At 55.8% G+C, this 19281-nt stretch carries 17 protein-coding genes; 8 read left to right on the top strand and 9 right to left on the bottom strand.

Features of this window, described 5'->3' with window-relative positions:
• Nucleotides 1-381: 381 nt before the first annotated feature.
• Nucleotides 382-1236 (bottom strand): MBL fold metallo-hydrolase, encoded by an 855-nt coding sequence (locus BMY84_RS24905; RefSeq protein ID WP_177204189.1) that lies wholly within the window; start codon nt 1234-1236, stop codon nt 382-384.
• A gap of 607 nt (nt 1237-1843) precedes the next feature.
• Between BMY84_RS24905 and BMY84_RS24910 the strand changes: the two genes are divergently transcribed.
• Complete coding sequence (locus BMY84_RS24910; RefSeq protein ID WP_371262449.1) at nt 1844-2524, top strand: MucR family transcriptional regulator; 681 nt, start codon at nt 1844-1846, stop codon at nt 2522-2524.
• A 611-nt stretch (nt 2525-3135) separates the two neighbouring features.
• Here the strand turns inward: BMY84_RS24910 and BMY84_RS24920 are convergent.
• Nucleotides 3136-3594 (bottom strand): MarR family winged helix-turn-helix transcriptional regulator, encoded by a 459-nt coding sequence (locus BMY84_RS24920; RefSeq protein ID WP_093087519.1) that lies wholly within the window; start codon nt 3592-3594, stop codon nt 3136-3138.
• 199 nt (nt 3595-3793) lie between these two features.
• Between BMY84_RS24920 and BMY84_RS24925 the strand changes: the two genes are divergently transcribed.
• The 6 genes from BMY84_RS24925 (at nt 3794) to BMY84_RS24950 (ending at nt 9662) form a co-directional block, all read left to right on the top strand.
• Nucleotides 3794-4963: a cytochrome P450 gene (locus tag BMY84_RS24925; RefSeq protein ID WP_218147026.1), complete on the top strand. Its 1170-nt coding sequence runs from the start codon at nt 3794-3796 to the stop codon at nt 4961-4963.
• 65 nt (nt 4964-5028) lie between these two features.
• Nucleotides 5029-5847: an SDR family NAD(P)-dependent oxidoreductase gene (locus BMY84_RS24930; protein ID WP_093087521.1), complete on the top strand. Its 819-nt coding sequence runs from the start codon at nt 5029-5031 to the stop codon at nt 5845-5847.
• 19 nt (nt 5848-5866) lie between these two features.
• Nucleotides 5867-7108 (top strand): cytochrome P450, encoded by a 1242-nt coding sequence (locus BMY84_RS24935; protein WP_093087523.1) that lies wholly within the window; start codon nt 5867-5869, stop codon nt 7106-7108.
• A 38-nt stretch (nt 7109-7146) separates the two neighbouring features.
• Entirely contained in the window at nt 7147-8220 is a 1074-nt protein-coding gene (locus tag BMY84_RS24940; protein WP_177204190.1) for an aromatic ring-hydroxylating dioxygenase subunit alpha, read from the top strand.
• Nucleotides 8221-8266: 46 nt separating this feature from the next.
• On the top strand, nt 8267-8581 hold the full coding sequence (locus tag BMY84_RS24945) for a 2Fe-2S iron-sulfur cluster-binding protein (protein ID WP_256215432.1): 315 nt from the start codon (nt 8267-8269) through the stop codon (nt 8579-8581).
• A gap of 100 nt (nt 8582-8681) precedes the next feature.
• Nucleotides 8682-9662 (top strand): AraC family transcriptional regulator, encoded by a 981-nt coding sequence (locus BMY84_RS24950; RefSeq protein WP_177204191.1) that lies wholly within the window; start codon nt 8682-8684, stop codon nt 9660-9662.
• A 22-nt stretch (nt 9663-9684) separates the two neighbouring features.
• Here the strand turns inward: BMY84_RS24950 and BMY84_RS24955 are convergent, their stop codons facing one another.
• The 7 genes from BMY84_RS24955 to BMY84_RS24985 all read right to left on the bottom strand — a co-directional run bounded on the left by BMY84_RS24955 (nt 9685) and on the right by BMY84_RS24985 (nt 16446).
• Complete coding sequence (locus tag BMY84_RS24955; protein WP_093087528.1) at nt 9685-10806, bottom strand: NAD(P)-dependent alcohol dehydrogenase; 1122 nt, start codon at nt 10804-10806, stop codon at nt 9685-9687.
• A gap of 1 nt (nt 10807) precedes the next feature.
• The gene (locus tag BMY84_RS24960) at nt 10808-12247 is read right to left on the bottom strand and encodes an aldehyde dehydrogenase family protein (RefSeq protein ID WP_093087529.1); all 1440 of its coding nucleotides are present in this window, start codon (nt 12245-12247) and stop codon (nt 10808-10810) included.
• Nucleotides 12248-12258: 11 nt separating this feature from the next.
• The gene (locus tag BMY84_RS24965) at nt 12259-12714 is read right to left on the bottom strand and encodes a VOC family protein (RefSeq protein ID WP_177204192.1); all 456 of its coding nucleotides are present in this window, start codon (nt 12712-12714) and stop codon (nt 12259-12261) included.
• An 8-nt stretch (nt 12715-12722) separates the two neighbouring features.
• Nucleotides 12723-12974 (bottom strand): lipoyl domain-containing protein, encoded by a 252-nt coding sequence (locus tag BMY84_RS24970; protein ID WP_093087532.1) that lies wholly within the window; start codon nt 12972-12974, stop codon nt 12723-12725.
• The gene (locus BMY84_RS24975; RefSeq protein WP_093087534.1) at nt 12971-13954 is read right to left on the bottom strand and encodes an alpha-ketoacid dehydrogenase subunit beta; all 984 of its coding nucleotides are present in this window, start codon (nt 13952-13954) and stop codon (nt 12971-12973) included. The genes BMY84_RS24970 and BMY84_RS24975 overlap by 4 nt, the downstream gene beginning before the upstream one ends.
• Before the next feature lie 2 nt (nt 13955-13956).
• The gene (locus BMY84_RS24980) at nt 13957-14898 is read right to left on the bottom strand and encodes a thiamine pyrophosphate-dependent dehydrogenase E1 component subunit alpha (RefSeq protein WP_093087550.1); all 942 of its coding nucleotides are present in this window, start codon (nt 14896-14898) and stop codon (nt 13957-13959) included.
• A gap of 207 nt (nt 14899-15105) precedes the next feature.
• On the bottom strand, nt 15106-16446 hold the full coding sequence (locus tag BMY84_RS24985) for a spinster family MFS transporter (RefSeq protein ID WP_093087535.1): 1341 nt from the start codon (nt 16444-16446) through the stop codon (nt 15106-15108).
• A gap of 338 nt (nt 16447-16784) precedes the next feature.
• Here BMY84_RS24985 and BMY84_RS24990 point away from each other — a divergent pair, with 338 nt between their 5' ends.
• Entirely contained in the window at nt 16785-19151 is a 2367-nt protein-coding gene (locus tag BMY84_RS24990) for a TonB-dependent receptor (RefSeq protein WP_177204193.1), read from the top strand.
• The last annotated feature ends 130 nt before the right edge of the window (nt 19152-19281 follow it).

Raw genomic sequence — 19281 nt, forward strand, 5'->3', positions numbered from 1 at the left:
TTTGATTTCGGCGCTGTACTTTCCGGCTACCACCATCCTAAACGGCTAGGTCGCTATGACCATCTCTGGAGCTTGGGGCGCCATCTCATGGGGTCACAAATCTACGATTACTAGTCCGCCTATTTGGTTACGCGCATGAACACTGGACCGACCCAGCTCGCCTTACGGCCGACTTACCCACGAACGAATGGCTGGCCGAGGACGGTATGGTATCCCAATGGGGCACGAGCACCACGGAGGCATTCAAGAAAAGCTCAATATCAGGGCGGGATGCAAGCCGGGTCAGGACGACGTTTAGTGCTTCCAAAGCGGTAGAACAACATTCGCTACGTCGGCCCATCTGCGTAGGCGGGGTATGGAAGCTATGCCTCAGAAGTCCTTTCAGAAGCGTTCGAGATCCTTGGCAATGTGCACCGGACCTCGGAAAGTCTTTCCAATCTCTGCTGCATATCGATCGCTGGCGTAAGCATCTTTGGAATTACCCCCCGCGATGTGGGTGACCACCACCGCCTTGACGCCTGCGCGAGCCGCCATGGCCGAAATATCGGCCGTGGTGAGATGGTGGGACGTGAGATGCTGCGTGGCTACGTCTATCTCCTTGGCCGACATATGTTTGGCGTAGCGCGTCATAGTCGCTTTTATACCGTCCAGATCGACCATCTCCGTTACCAGTAAATCCGCGCCCCGCGCGAGATTTATCACCTTATCGCTAGGACCGGTATCGCCGGTATAGACAATCGAACGATCCGCGAGATCAAATCTAAAGGAATAGGACCGAAAATATTTCTCTTCCGCACTGCCTTCTGCAAAACTATAGTGAGAGTTCGCAGCAATCGTTACCTTCAAGCCGTCACGCTCTATGATATCGCCGTCCTTCAGCTCGACCACTGTGATACCGGCTGCCGGATCTATGGCGACTTCGCCCGGGACGCCGAAGCCCGATCGCGCGCTAGGACGCATCGCCGCCAGCAGGCCGTTTACAATCTCGCGCATTCCTGGTGGACCATAAATAGAAAGAGGCCCCACTGCGCGTGTCTGGAGCCGCAGTCCCAGTACTGCGTAGAGACCGCCAAGATGATCGAAGTGAATGTGGCTGATCCAGACTGATCGCAGAGCGCGGTAATCGGTGCCCGCTTCAACAACAGCGGTCATTGCGCCGTCGCCTGCATCAACCAGATGCGCCTCACCGCCTCTTACCACCAGATTGGCTGGCTCGTTGCGACCTGGTTGTGCCACCGGGCCACCTGCTGTGCCCAATGTCACCCACTCATATCGCCCTGTCTCCTTAGCGGGAGCGGCACGGGCATTGCTCATTAGGCAAAAGACAATCACGGCAGCGACAGAGCTCAGCTTCGGGCATCTTGTGAACATTCATTCTCTCCGCTGCTTGTGCCCGGCGCATGGCGGACATCTGTCATTGAGGCCAAGGTCATGGATTATTGACAGATAACTGTCAAGTAGTGACTCTATCGAGATACGGAGAAGGATGAATAGAACGGTCTTGTTTATATCAACCGTTAGAGGAAACATGGCGAGGATCGCACCGTTAGTTCTGAGGTCGCCACGGTGCCAGCTAGTAGAGGTCGGATCGGATATTTCCGTTACCTATAAGCGTTGAGGCGCGATCTGCCTCCGACTCCTGATCCTCTTTGAGAACAATTTACTTTTCCGTTCCTACAATACAGATATGGCTCGTAGATCAACCCGAAGGATGACCGTGGCAGATGTTGAGCAACCCGATATCCCGCAGATAAAGCAGCCTGACATTGCTAGCCTGACAGTCCAGTTGTTGAGCGCCTAAGTTGCAAACAACAGCGTCTCCAGCGAAGACCTTGCGTCGCTCATTCAGTCGACACAGGACGCTTTGACGGGCGGTGGCGCGCCGCTGGTTATTGAACCCGAGACGTTCACGCCAGCAGTGTCGGTGCGTAAGAGCCTCGCCTCGTCGGCGCATATCATCAGTCTGATTGACGGCCGGCCTTACAAAACGCTCAAACGACATCTTGCCAGCCATGGCTTGACACCGCAGGACTATCGGAACCGCTACAAGCTGCCAAAAGATTATCCGATGGTTGCGGCGGAATATTCTGCCGCAAGACGCGCCGTGGCCGAGAAGCTTGGCCTTGGCGGATCGCGGACGAAGCTGGCAAAAGCCGCGCTAGTAGCACCTGCAGTCGCTGTAGCAGCTACGCCAGCAAACAAAACCTCATCAGTTTCCGCTAGCACCATGTACGCTGTGGCAACGGCCTCGCAAACCGGTGATATGGCAAAGATTGCCGCTGGGGAGGTGCCCGTCAAGACGCGGGTTCGCAGTACAAGGGGCAGAACGAACGCCGACACCAGGAAGTCCGCGGCAGCGCCATCTAAGCCAGCAAGGCAAGATGCAAGGAAAGTGAAGGCCGCGCCGGACGCGTCAGTGGCCACCGTCGAAAAGAAGAAGGCCAGGATCGCGCCCGGAAATAAAGCTGCTTCTGCAAAAGCCCTTGATCCAGCTGCCAAGACGACCCCCCTCGGCCAAGGATAAGGAGCAGGATCGATCAGCAGCCAAGGCGGAGCAAGCTGTTGACAAACAGTCGGTTACGACTCTTGTAGTAGAAGCAATGGGGGGTGGTAAGCCGACCATGCCCCGCCGCAAGAAGCTAGGCGTCTCGCTGGGCTAAGCCGAGTAGCAGCCGCAGGTTGACTAGAAGAGTGCCGGGAAGCGGACGCTCTCCGTCAAAAACCGCAAGTTGCAGTAGGGATGTGGTATTCGAGCACTATTACGAAATATACACAAATTCTGGTAGCCAGGATGAACGAAATCAGTCCGCCAATGGGTCTCTCGTAGGTCATAATTTGATTATGATCGAACTCACCGTTTTGATAGTAGGGGACGGCATCCTCCGCTAGCAGAGGATGCCGAGACACGTTGCTTTGCGTCAGAAAGTACATGCTGGTATCCATCGCGCGGTACTATGGCGACACAATATGTATAAATCGGACGCGCATCTCAAGGCTGGGTTTGGTGCAGAGTGGGCGGTCAGCTACCAAGATGGCTGGCTGGGTCGGACGTGCTAGAAATCCAATTTCAGAACTGCAGCGATTCTTTGTCTTTTACATCTGAGAGGTGGCGGTAACATCCTCCTGTGTTTCAATTCAACGGTCAGATAGGTCAGCAGTGCGCCTATAAATCGCCCTAAGCGCATCGAGAAAGCGGCGACGCTCGTCATCGTCGAGGTCGGACATAAGGTAATCGATGCGGGCTTGGGCCAGAGGTTTGATCTTCTCGTAGAGAGCAACGCCCGCCGTGGTCATTTCAAATGGCTTGCTACGACGTTCAAATTTGCCTTCCTTGGGTGCCACCAGATTTTTTTCTCTAAGTTGATTCATGGCGCGATTAGCCGCCCCGGTATCAAGCGCGGCGAGGCGCGCAGCTTCCAGGGATGTCACACCCTCTACGTCAGCCAACGCCGTCAACACGCGCCATTCCACAATCCCGATACCGAAGCGTTCGAGATAGAGGCGAGACGAATCTGCGGTCCATCGATTGCTGATAGCTGTCCAGTAGAAGGGTGCGAAGGTTTCCAGATCGAGCTTCGAGGTAGGCTTGGTCAACGTCGATTCCTAAATTGACATCACAATTAAAAGGCGTATGACACTCTTAGCAGTCCCGGGGCGGCCTCACGAGGCCATCTCGTGAAAAAACAGTCCAAAAGGATGATGCAGGGTGAGGATGCGGTCGATGGCGACTCCGTGCGAGAAAATAGTGCAGCCCCGTTCGGCCTCTTTGCCTGACTCGAGGTTCGTTCCGTACGTGAAACAAGATATTTTCGCGCGGGAGAATTTGGCTGCGCCTTATGAAATGCACTCAAGCATGCGCGATGCGGGACCACTTTTCTACATCGAAAAATATGGCCTCTATGGCATGGCACGTCATGCAGATGTGATGCGTGCGCTGCGGGATCACGCAACTTACTGTTCAGGGCGAGGTGTAGGTCTCTCAGACTTTTCCGTTGAAACACCCTGGCGGCTCCCTTCACTTCTACTCGAGACCGATCCGCCGGTGCATGATCGTACTAGGGGGTTGATGAACAAGGTCGTCTCCCTGCCGGTTATCAAGGCACTACGGCCTATGTGGCGTGAAAAGGCCGAGATGCTGGTAGATAGGCTGGTAAGGGAGCGCACGGTCGATCTAATCCGAGGCTTGGCCGAACTCTTTCCGATGATGATATTTCCCGACATGATCGGCCTCCCAATAGAGGGGCGGCATTTGCTGTTGGATTATGCCGCGGCCACTTTCAATGCCTTTGGTCCGCGCAATGGCCTGTTCCTTGAGACCGAAGAGCGCGCTAGGCCAGCGATCGCTTGGGTAGCAAAGGCCTGCCAGCGTGAGAACCTTGCGCCGGATGGCTGGGGTGCGAGTGTGTATCGTGCGGCAGACCAAGGGCTGTGCAACGAGGAGGAGGCGGGGCGACTGGTTCGGTCATTTCTGTCAGCAGGCGTGGATACTACGGTAAACGGGATCGGTAACATGCTTGCCGCCCTTACCGCGCATCCAGACCAGTGGCAGCGACTGCACGCTAATCCTTCGCTCGCAAAAAAATGCTTCGAAGAGTCCCTCCGTTGGGATTCCACGGTGCAGACATTCTTTCGCACAACCACGCATGCTGTGGAAATTGGCGAGAACATCCTTCCAGCAGATTCCAAGGTGCTGCTCTTCCTGGCTGCTGCCAACCGCGACCCGCGTCGATGGGATAAACCAGACAGCTTCGACATCACGCGGACGACAAGTGGACACCTGGCCTTTGGGTTTGGCATCCATCAGTGCCTTGGCCAGATGGTCGCCCGCCAGGAAGCAGAGGTAATTCTCGAAGCCCTGCTGGCCAGAATTGCCGAAATTCGGCCTAGGGGGCCGCAAACGCGGCGGCTCAACAACACATTGAGAGCGCTGGAAAGCCTGCCTGTCGAGTTGGTGCCGTTCTGAGAGGGTGCGTCTCAATGTCCAGAAGAAGCGGCAATTAGAAACTGCAAGGGTGAAGGATCGATATTATGGCTCGGATGGATCTACCTCTTGCGGGGCAAGTGGCGCTTGTTACAGGAGCAGGACGTGGTTTTGGCGAAGCGATTGCGCTGCATCTGGCGGCTGCGGGCGCCTCAGTCGGACTGGTCGCTCGGCGCAGGGCCGATGTGGAAAAAGTCGCAGCCGCCATTAACGGCAATGACGGTAAGGCGCTCGCCATTGCTGGAGATGTAACGATCGCGGCGGATGTGCAGCGATCGATCGACGCGGTCGAAGCCATTTTTGGTCCGATCACAGCCTTTGTTAACAACGCCGGGGTTGGCTGGCCTTATGGACCGGTCGCGGGAATGGATATCGATCTGTGGTGGGAAGCGCAGAAGCTTCATCAGCTTGCGCCGATGCTTTATCTTAGCCGCCTTCTACCTGGTATGATCGCCCGTGCATCCGGGCGAATTGTCATCATAACCTCACGCGCGCACGACATGGTGATTCCGAACTTCTCGCCCTATGCTATCGGCAAACTTGTCCAGACGCGGCTGGCGCGGATCGTCGATGTGGAAAATAGGACGCAGGGCGTTCGTGCTTTTGCCATGGATCCAGGCTTTGTCTCCACCGATATGGCCCGTGAGGGCATGAACAACCCAGACGCACAAGCCCATCTCGGATTCTTTGTCGACATGCTTCGCACACAGGCAAGCGAGGACAATGCCCAGCAGGGCCTAGATGCGTGCGGCGCGCGCGTCACCCAGTTGCTTGGCGGCAATTACGATGCTTTGTCGGGAACATATGTACCCCCGGACGAAGATTTAAATATCCTGCTTTCGCGCCTTAGCGTGCAAGCCGCTTAAGCCCCTTGGATGATAAGGCATGAACATGATGGAAACCGATATTCACGATATCGTTGAAGAACGGCATTTCTCTGGCGCACCGATTGTGGATGTGGATCTTTACTCCGACGAAGCCATGCTCAATCCAGTGCCCCTCCATAGGCGCATTCGCGAAGCAGGACCAGTTGTGTGGATCCCCAGCACTGGCACTTTCTATGTTGCACATTGGGCGACGGGACGGAAGATATTCCAGTCCTGGCAAGACTTTTCGTCGGCGCGCGGTATCGGCATCCGCGATGCGGCAGAATATTCCCGAACCCGCACCCCCAGTCTGCTTCTTGAAACTGATCCTCCCGAGCATGACAAATACCGCTCAATCATTTCGCGCCTTCTATCGCCTGCGGCGATGAAGCGGATGCGCATTGAATTCGAAGAACGGGCAGAAGAACTTGTCTCGAAAGCAATTGAAAAGCGCTTCGTCGATCTTGCAAATGACGTGATATCGCCATTTGTCATTAATGGGATGGCAAATTCGATCGGGTTGCCAAAGGATAATCGAGAGCAACTCCTGATCTATGGTGAACTGACACTCAATCTGCCAGGTCCACCTAATGCCCGGACCCAGCAGAGCCTGGATCGCGCTCGAGATGCTGGGACGCTGGAGTGGGTAGCGCAATCGATGCGTCGCGAGGCGCTGGCCCCTGATGGTCTTGCCGCTGAAATCTTCAAATCAGCGGATACAGGTGCCATCACGGAGGGTGAGGCGGAGCTGCTCACACGTATCTTTCTGAGCGCTTCGGTTGATTCCACAACCTATTCGCTGATCAACGGGATACGGAATTTCCTCGATCATCCCGATCAATGGTCGCTTTTGCATGATGATCCATCGCGAGCCCGTGATGCTTTCGAAGAAATCCTTCGCTACAATGTCTCTGTGCAGGTCCTGCACCGCGTTGTCGCGCATGACATGGAGCTTGAGGGCGTCCGGCTCAAGACGGGCGACCGGATTGGAGTTGGAATGCGGGCAGCCAATCGCGACCCGGAGAAGTTTCCGGACCCCGATCGCTTTGACATCGCGCGTAAGCCCAACGGTCATTTGGCCTTTGGCGTTGGTATTCATGGCTGCGCAGGACAAATGGTCTCGCGGATGGAGGCTGACATTCTGCTGGGCATGCTGGCCGACCGCGTCGCAAAGATCCTCCCTGCCGGCGAACCGGAGCCGTTCATCACCAACGCCATCTCGTCGTGGCGGACGTTGCCTGTCGAGCTAGTGCCCCGTTGAGCGAGGACTTGGACATGTTTTTGGGAGGAAGGTTTACAATGACAAATGGTGACATCAGCGAAACGCAACGCAATCCGTATCTCTATAATAGCTGGTATTGTGCAGGCTGGGCGCATGATCTGGGCGATCAATTGATAGTAAGGACCATGCTTGATATTCCAGTATTGCTGTACCGGACACAAGCGGGAATCCCGGTCGCCATCAAGGATGAATGCCCCCACCGCTTCGCCCCGCTCTCTATGGGGCATCGGGAAGGCGACGATATGGTTTGTCCGTACCATGGTTTGAAGTTCAATACGCAAGGCATGTGTATCGACGCACGCTACTCCGATCGCGGTCGCGAAGGACCTTGTCTGCGTACGTTTCCATTGATCGAAAGGCAAAATATCCTTTGGATCTGGATGGGTGATCCGAACAAGGCGGATGCAGACGAGATTGTGGACTATCCCTTCTTCGACAATCCTGTTCGGCTAAAATTCTATGGCACTACTTATCTCAACGCTAATTACGAGCTTGAGAATGATAACCTGCTCGACCTTAGCCACCTCGATTATGTCCATCGCAACAGTATTGCTCAGGATTTAAGCCTGCATGGTGCCTATTCTGCGCAGCAGGATGGTAACTGCGTCTCATCAATCTGGTATGGCGAGAATGTCCCAATCGCCGACCATTTCCTGCCAATGTTCGATGGAGAACCGTGTCAGGTCGACACGTGGATGAAGATGCACTGGATGCCTGCTTCGGCACTCAAGCTGGATACCGGCGTCAAGCGCACGGGGGCGCCTATGTCAGAAGCGATCGGCACCTTACAAGGGCATTTCGTCACACCCGAAACGGCCACCACGTCGCATTATTTTTGGGGCCTTACGCTCCATCCAGCGTTTGCTGAGGCTGGAGATATCGTGCGTCAGGCCACCACGCAGGCCTTCGAAGACGAAGATCGCCCTCTGATCGAGGCGGTGCAGCGGCGCATGGGCAAAGCGGATTTTTGGTCGAAGCGCCCCATCATCCTGCGCGATGATGGCGGAGCGATAAGGGCCCGGCGCTTGCTAGATCGGTTAATCAAGGCCGAGATGTCGCCGCCTGTCCTGAGCACGGTCGCTGCAGAATGACCTTACGCCCGGCAGCAAGCTTGGGACAATCGGAAAGGCTTGGAACTTGACTCTCATTGTTACCGACCGCGATGGCAAGGAACAGATTATAGCGGGACAGACCGGCATGTCCTTGATGGAACTTCTGCGCGATGCAGGGTTCGACGAGGTGCTGGCTCTATGCGGGGGGTGCTGCTCGTGCGCCACCTGCCATATCTATGTCGATCCAGCCTTCACAGAGTCCTTGCCAGCACTTGGCAGCGACGAAGATGATTTGCTCGACAGCTCGCCGTTTCGCACCGCAAATTCCCGCCTGTCCTGTCAGATTGTCTATCATGACGAGCTTGAAGGCCTGAAAATTTTCGTGGCGCCTGAGGAATAGCGTCCACTCGGACATGCTTGATCAAGAGCGGGCGCCAGCATTCGGTATCGCGGAACTACCATACGCTATGCTCGTGCCTTCCATTGGCACAGGACGGGCGATGGGCTATGATCCGATAAAAATGGAGGGGATGATGCGGCCGACACAGATCTGGTCGACAGACAGCGTAGCGAAACCGGCTGCACGTGGCTACTGGACGGGCACGATATGTGAAGCGATCTTCGAGATGGATCTCACGATTGAGGGAGACGAGCCCGTCGAGGCGAGACTGGAGCAATTCCAGTTTCAGGATTTTAAACTAAGCGCCATTTCGCAAAGTTTCGAACAAAAGATAGCACGCACCCGCACCGCAATAGGCCGCAGCGACCTTACCCAATATGAGCTTGTCACCTTCCTTGATGGCAAAGGCCGGGTTCAGACACTCAATCAGGACATCAACATTCGGAGTGGTGACACATTCCTGGTAGATAGCCGCATTCCTTACCGGCTCTGGACATCACCGGGATGTCGAAGTCTGTCCTTTCATATTCCCAATTATCTGATCGACCAATCGATCCTGCGGCCGAGCGATCTTCTGGGACACCTTTTTGCCGGCGACACGCCGTGGGGCGCGGCGCTCGCCGCAGTTTCACGCGCTATTTACCATGACAGCGGCACCGTATCACCGGCCTTGTCTCGCAACTATGTGGATCAGTTGATTGGCATCCTGAGCATCGCCAGCCAATCCCACCTCCCTTCGATTCCACTGTCTGAGCGCTCGTACCAGCATGCCCGAGATATGCTGGAAAAGCATGCCTTCGACCGAACCATCGATGCAGATCTTTTCGCGCGCATGCTGAAGGTCTCGACCCGCTATATGCACAAGCTTTTTGCCCAAAACGATACGACCTATGGTGGGGAACTCATTGCCATCCGCCTGCATATGGCAGCGCAGATGCTGCGCGATCCAAAACTGGCTCAGCTTGCAATCGGGGAGATCGCCTGGCGCTGCGGATTCTCAGATGAAAGTCATTTTTACCGCCGCTTCAAGGCCCGCCACGGCCTATCGCCGGGCCTGTTTCGGTCGCAGCTGATTTGTTGAGGTACAGAAACGCAACCTCGGTTCATAGAGCGCTATAGTCGTCGAAGCGAAGAACCGGCTTGATAACGGTGCCTGCGACAGCATCGGCTATTGCCTCATTGATCTTGTCGAAGGGGTAGAAACGGATCATGCGATCGAAAGGGAAAATACCTTCACGGTGCCAGGCAAGGAGACGTGGCAGCAGCTCGGCCGGATCAGCGTCACCCTCGATAATCCCGCGCACTTCACGGCCGCCGCCGATAAGGGACATCACCGGCATGGTAAAATCTGGCCCCGGTGCCACAAGTCCGAGCTTGCCTCTAATCGCGAGCGCACGAATGGCCGTCTCGATCAGGAAGGGCACCCCTGATGTGTCGAGGACATAGTCGAAACCGCTTGCTTTGACTGCGTCGAAGGCCTCTTCCAACGCCACGCTAGATGTGTCGATTGTCCCTGTCGCACCAAATTCGGCGGCTAGCATCAGGCGGTCGGTAATTCGGTCGACTACAACGATTGACGTCGCCCCTACCAGAACACAGGCCATTACGGCGCTAAGGCCAACCGCGCCCGCCCCGATGATGGCAACCGATGCGCCAGCTGTTACCTTCAAGGCATTGAGGATCGCACCCGCGCCGGTCAAGATACCGCAGCCCAAAGGCGCAAGACCGGCAAGGCCTATCTCCTTGGGCATTTTGATTGCGTTGCGGGCCGGGCACAGGATCTGGCTGCTGAAGGATGATTGACTGAAAAAATGAGTGTGAATGCGTTCGGATGCATCGATCCCGGTCGTTCCATCAGGCCGCGCGCAGCTGAAGTTGCGGCTCGTAAACTCTACGCAATAACTGGGTGTACATGAAGCGCATGCGGGGCAGTCACCGCAAGATCCGAAGGAGAGAACTACATGATCTCCTGGCGCAAGATGCGACACCGCGCTGCCTACAACCTCGACGATCCCTGCGCCTTCGTGACCAAGTATAACTGGCCTTGGAACCGGTAGCATGCCTGCTATCACTATCAGATCAGTATGACAGATGCCTGTTGCGACCAGGCGCACCTGAATTTCTCCCGGGGCGATCTCGCCGAGCAAGACAGGCTCAATCGTTAGCGGTGCTGCAATGTCGCGTAGTATCGCGGCGTGCGCGGTCGGCTTGGCAGATTTTCCCATCCTAGATTTTCACTTCTTGCGTGGCGGGGGAGGGGGCCAGCGGAACCGAGGATATGATTTTAGGCTGAGTGTATTCCTCCAGTCCTTCCTGCCCAAGTTCACCGCCAAAGCCGGATTGCTTTGAACCCCTGAAAGGCACCCTGACGTCAAAAGCCATGTGCTGATTGATCCAGACAGTTCCACTGTCGATCCGATCCGCTACCGCCTCGGCTCGCTCAATATCTCTCGACCAGACTGTGCCAGCAAGGCCAAACTCACTGTTGTTTATGGCCGCGATCACGACATCAAGACTGTCATAAGCCAGCACTGGCAGGACCGGACCAAATTGCTCTTCCTGTACGATGCGCGCCTCTTCAGGTACATCGCGGATAATCGTGGGTTCTATGAAATAGCCTGGACGCAAATCGTGCCGCCCGCCCGCGATGATGTTGCCACTCGATCTGGCATCGTCAATGAGTTCACGGACGCGCTCGTATTGAGCGCGATTCTGAAGCGGGCCCAGCGTGACACCCTGACTCAGACCATCATCGACGACCTGTTCGCCGGCTAGACGAACCAGTTCCTGGCAGAAGACGTCGTAGAGATCGCGCGGGACATATGCACGTTTGACTGCAACGCAAACCTGCCCGCTATTTACCATCGCGCCCTCGAATACAAAGCGAGCCACTGCAACCGGATCGACATCATCAAGTATGATAGCGGCATCATTACCGCCCAGCTCGAGAGTCACGCGCTTGAGCGTGGCGGCAGCGGCAGACATGACCTTTTTTCCGGTCGCGGTCGAACCGGTAAAGGCGATTTTTGCAACGGCGCGGTGTTGGGTAAGAAGATGACCCAGATCGTTCTGGTCAGTGATGACATTGACCACTCCTGCCGGAAGGAGGTTTTGGCAAATTCGGGCGAAGCGCAAGGTCGTGAGTGGCGTTGTAGGTGCGGGCTTGGCAATCACTGTATTACCCGCCAGCAGAGCGGGACCGACTTTATGCATCAACAATATGACCGGATAATTCCATGGCGTTATAGCGGCGACCACGCCGAGCGGGCTACGCGTCTCGATAATCCTTCTGCCATCGCCGTCCTGTAATATACGCGGATCAAGCCGCATCGCAGCAAAGCCACGCAGGATGTATACTGCACCCATCACCTCGCCAAAAGCATGATCGAGCGGCTTACCTTGTTCCTGGGTTAGTAGTCTTGCAAAGCCATTCGCATCGCTCTCGAGGGCATCTGCAAGTGCGATTATCAAAGCAGAACGTTCATCGAATGTGCGCGCGGCCCAATCCGGGAAAGCTGCACGCGCGGCTTCGATAGCCATTTCAAGCTGCTCGGCATTGGCCCGAGGACAATGGGTGAAGATTTCGCCGGTAGCCGGATTTATGACGGGCATGGTTTCCGCCCCATCGACCAGATTGCCGCCGATCAGCAGTTTATATTCAGTCATGCCGATATCCTTCACTGGCTCGCAAGTGGGGCGGGCGGGGGAGCGCTGTGATCCATTAATTCGATCACGAGGTTATCAAACCCATAGGTGTAAATGACACTGAAGGCGGGTTCCTGAACATGCACGACGGGTCCTGCCGAGGTGAAGCCGAACCGTCCTAGCTTAGTAATGATCTTATCGATATCCTCGACCATGAGCGCGAGGTGGAAATGTCCCGGGTCACTTGGCTGCGCCAAGTTCGGTGTTTGAGAAACAGGATGCGTATAACGTAGCAGCTCGAGGCGGTGACCAGGAAATTCGGCATAGGCGATTTCGATCTGCGCACCTGGCACGCCTGTGATCCGCTCGAACATGGGATCATCGTACAAAATCGGTATGCTGACGCTGGCGCCAAGACCGTCGCCGAAAAAGTTCAGGGCTCGGCTCATGTCAGATACTGTGATGCCTGTGTGAGCAACGCCGATCACACACCCACTCATTGAGCCTGAGCCTCGACATCGACAATGCAGATCGGATCGCCCACCTTCGCATCATTCCCCGCCGGGACGAGGATTTCGATCAATGTGCCCGATGCTGTTGCCGTGACGTCCTGCGTCACTTTCTCGGTTTCGATCGCATAGAGCGCATCTCCATCCGCAAATATGTCCCCCGGCTGCTTCAACCACTCTACGATCGTTGCTTCGGACATATTCATGCCGACGCGATTGAGCTTGAGTCTGAGCCTCATGCGATCACCTCATGTGCAAGTATATTATGAACGGCCACCACGATAGTCGCCGCCGTTGGCACCACCGCCGCTTCGGCTAACGGTGCATAGGGGATCGCTACATTAGGGATGTTAACCCGCTTGATTGGTGCCTTGAGATAGGAAAAGCCCTTGTCTGCGGCGATCGCGGCAATATGGCTGGCCGCGCCACCGCTGTCGCGGCTTTCATCGACCACTACCAGTCTGCCAGTGCGCCGGATCGTCTCGACGATCGCTCCTTCATCGAGCGGAACAAGCGTGCGGAGGTCGATGACATCAGCACTGATGCCATCACGTGCAAGAATATCTGCGGCCTCAAGTGCGGGCTTGATCATCGATCCAATACCGACGATGGAAACGTCACTGCCCTCCTTGAGGATGGCAGCTTTACCAAATGGCACCAGATGGTCGCCGTCGGGCACCTCGCCCATCTGCCCCCCGCGGACCGCCGCTTCCAACAAGAAAGTAGGATCATTGCCACGTAATGCCGTCTTTAGCAGGCCCTTGGCATCTGCAGAGCATGAGGGCATGGCGACATTGATGCCGCCTAAATTCATCAGCGCAGGATGTGCACCGTCGCTATGCTGCGCGGCATTGGAACCACCCGCTCCGTAGCCGGCCAGAAACGTCACGGGAATGCCGATCTGGCCTCCCGTCATTAGCCGCATTTTGGCGATCTGGTTCGCGATTGCATCAAAGCCGGTATAGATGAAGTTGGCAAACATCATGTGCAATACAACGCGATAGCCCGCCGCGGTGAGACCCAACGCCATGCCGGTCAGGGTCGCCTCACAGATGGGTGTATTGCGGATCCGGTTGCGGCCGAAGCGATCGACCAGACCGCGCGTGTCGCCCATGATAGCAAGCTCGACATCCTCGCCTATCACAATGATATGTTCGTTTCGCTCCATCTCTTCAAAAAGCGCGTCATTAATTGCCTGGATGATTCTGCGGCGCGCCATAATCAAGCCTCCCGATCTGCATACATGAGGGTGTGGGCAAGATAGATGTCTACATCCTGTCCATTTTCTGCGAACAGGACAGCCGCCTCGATCCTGCGGTCGATCTCTTCATGGACGGGTGCGATGTCGTCATCCGCCATGCCCTGGGCCCGCAGCCATGCCTCGTAGCGACTGATCGGATCCCTTTCTGCGCTGGTCCAGTTCGTGATCTCTTCCGCAGTGCGATAGACCCCGCCAGCTAAAAAGGCGTCTTCTGCTTCCAGATGACCGTGGATACGATAGGTTACGGTCTCAACATAGGAGGGGCCACCGCCGCTTCTTGCCAATTCGGCCGCTTGGGAGACTGCCGCCTGAACCGCTAGAACGTCATTGCCGTCCACCACCACCGTCGGCATGAAGGCCTTGGCCCGGTCGACGAGCTTGCCGCCTGTCACGGTCGAACTGACGGTAAACTCGGAAAGGCCATTATTTTCGCATAGAAAGATCATGGGGAGCTGCCAAGCAGAAGCGACATTCATGCTCTCCATAAATGTCCCCTGATTAGCTGCCCCATCGCCAAAGAAGCAGAGCGCGACGCGCCCGTCATCGCGCAGCTTGGCGCCGAAGGCGGCGCCGGTCGCGATGGCAAATCCGCCGCCTACAATGCCATTGGCACCAAGAATACCCCGTGAGAAATCGGCGACATGCATTGAGCCACCCATGCCGCGACAGATGCCTTCGCGCTTACCGTAAATTTCCGCGAACATGGCGTTGAGGTCACCCCCCTTTGCCAGATAATGTCCATGCCCTCGGTGGGTGCTGGTGATCCAGTCGTGCTCCGCCAGTGCTGTACACGCACCCACGCCGCTTGCCTCCTGCCCGATATAGAGATGCAGCGCTCCGGGAAGTGCCCCTTCCCGAAACAGCCGCGACAGCCGTTGCTCCGCTTTGCGGATAAGCAGCATGTTCCGCAGGAGGTTAAGGAGTTGCGCGCGATTATATCCGCTGTCCGTCAAGACGATGGTCCTCTTCCCATTAGGTTTCTTTATCTCGCGGCAGCCTCCCTATCTTAGCTCGTTGGCCAAGAGACTGGCTGAGACTGCCCTGCGCGATAGCTACAACTGTCCGCAACATGCCTGCTGGATGATGGCAAGTCCGGGGGGCGGAACCGTTCAGTCGCGCGTTCCGGCAGCAAGGCCTTTCCCTGCCCGCCAGTACAACCAAGCGGAAAGAGGCAGGAAAAAGGTCGATGCGACCAAAATCCATCTTACACTTTCCCGGCCCACATGCGGGGCCAGCAGGTCCGACCCCAAACCAAATAAAGCTGGGCCAGCGCCAAGACCAATAAGGTTCTGAATCATGAGGAGGAGCGCGGTTGCTGCGGCGCGAGAGGAGGGAGGGACGATGCCTTGGACACAAGTGAACGTCGGGGCGTAAAGCATCCCGGCCGAGAGTCCGGCGACAAAGAGCAGGACAGCGCAAACCCGCCAATCTGGCGCAAGATAGCCTGCAACCGAGAGAGGGAAGGCGAGAAGAAGCGCAACGAGGCAGCCGGTCAGAACGTGATGAGAACCTTTCCGCGCAGCACGTTGCGCGAGATACCCCCCAATCCAGGTGCCTATTCCTGTTCCGATCCCTCCGATGATTCCCAGTGTTATCCCGGCGACAGCAATGCTTAAACCGTAAGAACGCATGAGAAAGATCGCTTGCCAGGCACTTGCACCATAAGTGAGGAAAGACGCGACTGTGAGCGCAGCTACAATATTGCGATAGACTGGCAGGCGAAATATGTCTCTTGCGGTAATGAGAAACCCGTACCGGGCGGGCCCTGTGCGGAGGTCGCCCGCCAGCTGACGAGGTTCGGGAAGCACACTCCATGCGATAAGACTTAGTAGCAGGCCTGGCAATCCGAGGAGAAGCAGAGTCCACCGCCAGCCGATAGCATCTGCTATCATTCCGCCAGCGCCCAAACCTACCAGCAGGCCGAGAGACATGCCTATACCGTAGAATGCCAGTGCCGCGGCTCGCTGCGCCGGCGGGAATAAGTCGCTAATCAGCGAGTGAGCCGATGGTGTGCATCCAGCTTCGCCGATGCCGACGCAAAGCCTTGCTAAGAGCAACTGGCCGAAATTTTGCGCCAAGCCGCATGCTGCCGTCATAGCAGACCAGATTGCAAGGGAAACGGCGATAATCTTCGCGCGGTTTGTATGTGGTCGATCGGCAAATCGCGCTATTGGAATACCAAGGCTTGAATAGAAAATTGCAAAGGCGAGGCCCGTCATCAATCCAAGCTGTGTATCGCTCAGTCCCAATTCGCGCTTGATCGGTTCAGCCAGGATGTTGATGACCTGACGATCTAGAAAGTTGAGGGCTGAAATAAACATCAAAACCCACATTGCCTTGCTTGTTAGTATCGATCTGGACGCGCCGGCATCGGTCTTGTCCGTACTCATGTTTGACGCGATACTGACGTTATTGGTAAGCCCATGGCGAAGCGATGGTTCGATCTTCATATCCTCTCCTAGCCGCCCCAAGGGCGGATCGCTGCAAGGTGTTCCTAGGGACAAAAGGTGCTTCCAGGGCCGGTTGCTCCTGCATTACGCACTGGCTGCGGGTGCACCTCCCCGTCTTTTTGAAGACTTTGCTCGGCGCCCTGGCCAAATGGTCGTCCTTATCTGAGCCAGATGCCTCTGTGCATCGGAGGCCAGAGCATGGTGCACTTCCGGCAAGTGGCCGGGCATCCGATATCGACTAATTCAGCCGTGGTGCCAGCTGGTGCCGGGTCAACCTTACAGAGGTGCCTCCGGCAAAATCCAGACATGGCGCAGACAAGACTATGTGGGGAGAGGTTATGTTTAAGCGAGCCGGTCTGCGGACCTTCACGAGCCACGCCGTTCTGGCAGGCACATTAATAGCTATCACAGCAGTCGACCCGGCTTGGGCGGAGCAAAGCGGAACAGAGAGCGCCGATGCGTCTATCAGTTCTCCCACAACGAGCAATGACGACATCGTTGTTACTGCGCAATTTCGGTCGCAGCGGCTGCAGGACACGCCGCTCGCCATTACCGCTGTCAACGCCGCGGCGCTTGAGTCGCGAAGCCAGACGACAATCACAGAAATCGCGGAGCAATCCCCTAGTCTCACACTCAAGAATCAGTCGCCCAGCATGGGGCCTTCTCTAGCGGCAACAATGCGTGGCATTGGGCAATATGACTTTAATCCAGCACTTGAGCCGGGGGTCGGCTTCTATGTGGACGACGTGTATTTTGCGACGCTTACCGGGTCGATAGTCGATCTGCTGGATCTCGATCGTGTTGAAATTCTGCGTGGTCCCCAAGGTACGCTCGCTGGTCGCAACTCGATCGGTGGCGCCGTGAAGCTCTTCAGCTTGAAACCGGAAGGCACGAATAGCGGCTATATCTCGGTTGCGGCTGGTAGCCGCTCGCGTCTGGACTTGCGGGGCAGCTTCGACACGAAGATCACTGATGATCTCTTTCTACGTGTAGCTGGAGTAGCCAAGCGACAGGATGGCTATATAGAGCGGATCGACTTTGGATGCGCATTTCCTGGTTCGGGTGTGCCGGCAAAACTGGCAGTGGGTACTGGCTGCGTCGTTGATAAAATGGGCGGAGTGGGCTATCAGGCGCTTCGGGGATCGCTGCGATATACCGGTATCGACGGTCTCGATCTCGCCCTCACCGGCGACTATACGCGTGAAGATCGAACCACCACCCCGAATGTGCTGACGTCGTTTACCTATAACACGGCCAGCCCCAACCTAGCGCTAATCACGAATCTGCCGAGCGGTTTTGATTACCAGCAGTTCCTTACGCCCAAGGGCGGATATCATACTTACGCCGGCTTCTCCAACATGGCGACAGGCATGCTCAGCGAAACCACCGCGCCTGACAGGGTCGATTTTAAGGGGGGCGGCGTGTCACTCAACATCGACTATGCGTTGGGAGACACTCTTAGCCTTAAATCAATCAGTGCATATCGCGGCTACTACACGCGCTTTGGAAGCGACGATGACGGCTCACCCTTGTCGCTCAGCGTTTCAGACAACCGGTTAAGTTTTTGGTCCATTAGCCAAGAGCTGCGCTTGAGCGGGTCTGTGAGCTCATTGATCGACTACACCGTTGGTGGTTTTTACATGAAGCAAAAAAGCGTCGCGACCCTAACGGCGGACGTTCGCTATGGGGGTGTGCCCTTGGCATTTTTGGCATTGCGCGAGCCCGTACCGGCGCAGAGCAAGGCGGCGTTTGCACAACTTATCTTCCATCCTTTGCCGGATTTGAATGTGACGGGCGGTCTTCGCTATACCGACGAGAAAAAGGATTATACCTTCTATCGCTACAATAAGGATGGAAGCTATAATCCGTTTCTTTCTCCCAATAACGGGGTAACAGGCAGTTACAGAGGCGATCGCTGGGACTATCGTATTGCTGTCGACTATCGCTGGGCACCTTGGTTGATGACCTATGCACAAATTGCCACCGGCTATAAAGGTGGAGGTATCAATCCACGTCCTTTCACTCCAATCCAGGTGGTTTCCTTCACACCAGAAACATTGACCTCCTATGAAGCTGGCGCGAAGATGGATATATTTGACCGGAAGGTACGGTTCAACGTGTCGGCTTACCACAGCATCTACAAAGACATCCAAACGACAATTACGCAATGCCCCCCCTCGCTTGGCAACCCGTGCATTGCCACGACAAATGCGGGTGATGCCAGAATTGACGGTTTTGAGGCGGAAACCACTGTTCGGCCCATACAGGCGCTGACATTTGACGCGGCGGCAAGCTACACGGATTTCCAATACAAGTCCCTCCTGCCGTTCGCGGTCCAGAGCGGGCTGCAGCTTGGTTTCAAGCCGATAAATACACCGAAATGGAAATATAGTTTTGGCGTCCAATATGAGATTAACTTTAACGATGTCTGGAAATTGACGCCCCGTTTCGATGGGTCATATCAATCGCTTAGCTTTGGACGTGTTCAAAACGCTCCCCGCAATCGTATCGAGAGCCGCTTTCTAGCAAACGGGCGCCTTACCCTTACAAACGAGGAGAGCGATTGGCAGATTTCCGCAGAGGTCACGAACATATTCAAAAAATATTACTATGTCTCGAATCTCGACATCAATCAGGGTTATGTACCTTCAACACCGGGTCGTCCGAGAGAATGGGGCATCACTATCAAGAAATCATTTCGGTAGGTCGGCCACTTGATACCGGTTCGAGCGAAATAGCCTTCCATCCCGCACCTTCAGCGTCGTTGTCCGAAATCGAGGCGACGATGCGGGAGGAATGTCGGTACCGGTCATCTCAAAGTATCACCACGCCGAC

This window comes from Sphingobium sp. AP50, assembly GCF_900109095.1.
In the GTDB taxonomy this organism is placed as follows: domain Bacteria; phylum Pseudomonadota; class Alphaproteobacteria; order Sphingomonadales; family Sphingomonadaceae; genus Sphingobium.

What these genes read in the sequence shown, in the direction of transcription:
- BMY84_RS24930 (WP_093087521.1), top strand. Translation starts at nt 5,029, where the DNA reads ATGGCTCGGATGGATCTACCTCTTGCGGGGCAAGTGGCGCTTGTTACA.
- BMY84_RS24935 (WP_093087523.1), top strand. Translation starts at nt 5,867, where the DNA reads ATGAACATGATGGAAACCGATATTCACGATATCGTTGAAGAACGGCAT.
- BMY84_RS24940 (WP_177204190.1), top strand. Translation starts at nt 7,147, where the DNA reads ATGACAAATGGTGACATCAGCGAAACGCAACGCAATCCGTATCTCTAT.
- BMY84_RS24950 (WP_177204191.1), top strand. Translation starts at nt 8,682, where the DNA reads ATGGGCTATGATCCGATAAAAATGGAGGGGATGATGCGGCCGACACAG.
- BMY84_RS24955 (WP_093087528.1), bottom strand. Translation starts at nt 10,806, where the DNA reads ATGGGAAAATCTGCCAAGCCGACCGCGCACGCCGCGATACTACGCGAC.
- BMY84_RS24960 (WP_093087529.1), bottom strand. Translation starts at nt 12,247, where the DNA reads ATGACTGAATATAAACTGCTGATCGGCGGCAATCTGGTCGATGGGGCG.
- BMY84_RS24970 (WP_093087532.1), bottom strand. Translation starts at nt 12,974, where the DNA reads ATGAGGCTCAGACTCAAGCTCAATCGCGTCGGCATGAATATGTCCGAA.
- BMY84_RS24975 (WP_093087534.1), bottom strand. Translation starts at nt 13,954, where the DNA reads ATGGCGCGCCGCAGAATCATCCAGGCAATTAATGACGCGCTTTTTGAA.
- BMY84_RS24980 (WP_093087550.1), bottom strand. Translation starts at nt 14,898, where the DNA reads ATGCTGCTTATCCGCAAAGCGGAGCAACGGCTGTCGCGGCTGTTTCGG.
- BMY84_RS24985 (WP_093087535.1), bottom strand. Translation starts at nt 16,446, where the DNA reads ATGAAGATCGAACCATCGCTTCGCCATGGGCTTACCAATAACGTCAGT.
- BMY84_RS24990 (WP_177204193.1), top strand. Translation starts at nt 16,785, where the DNA reads ATGTTTAAGCGAGCCGGTCTGCGGACCTTCACGAGCCACGCCGTTCTG.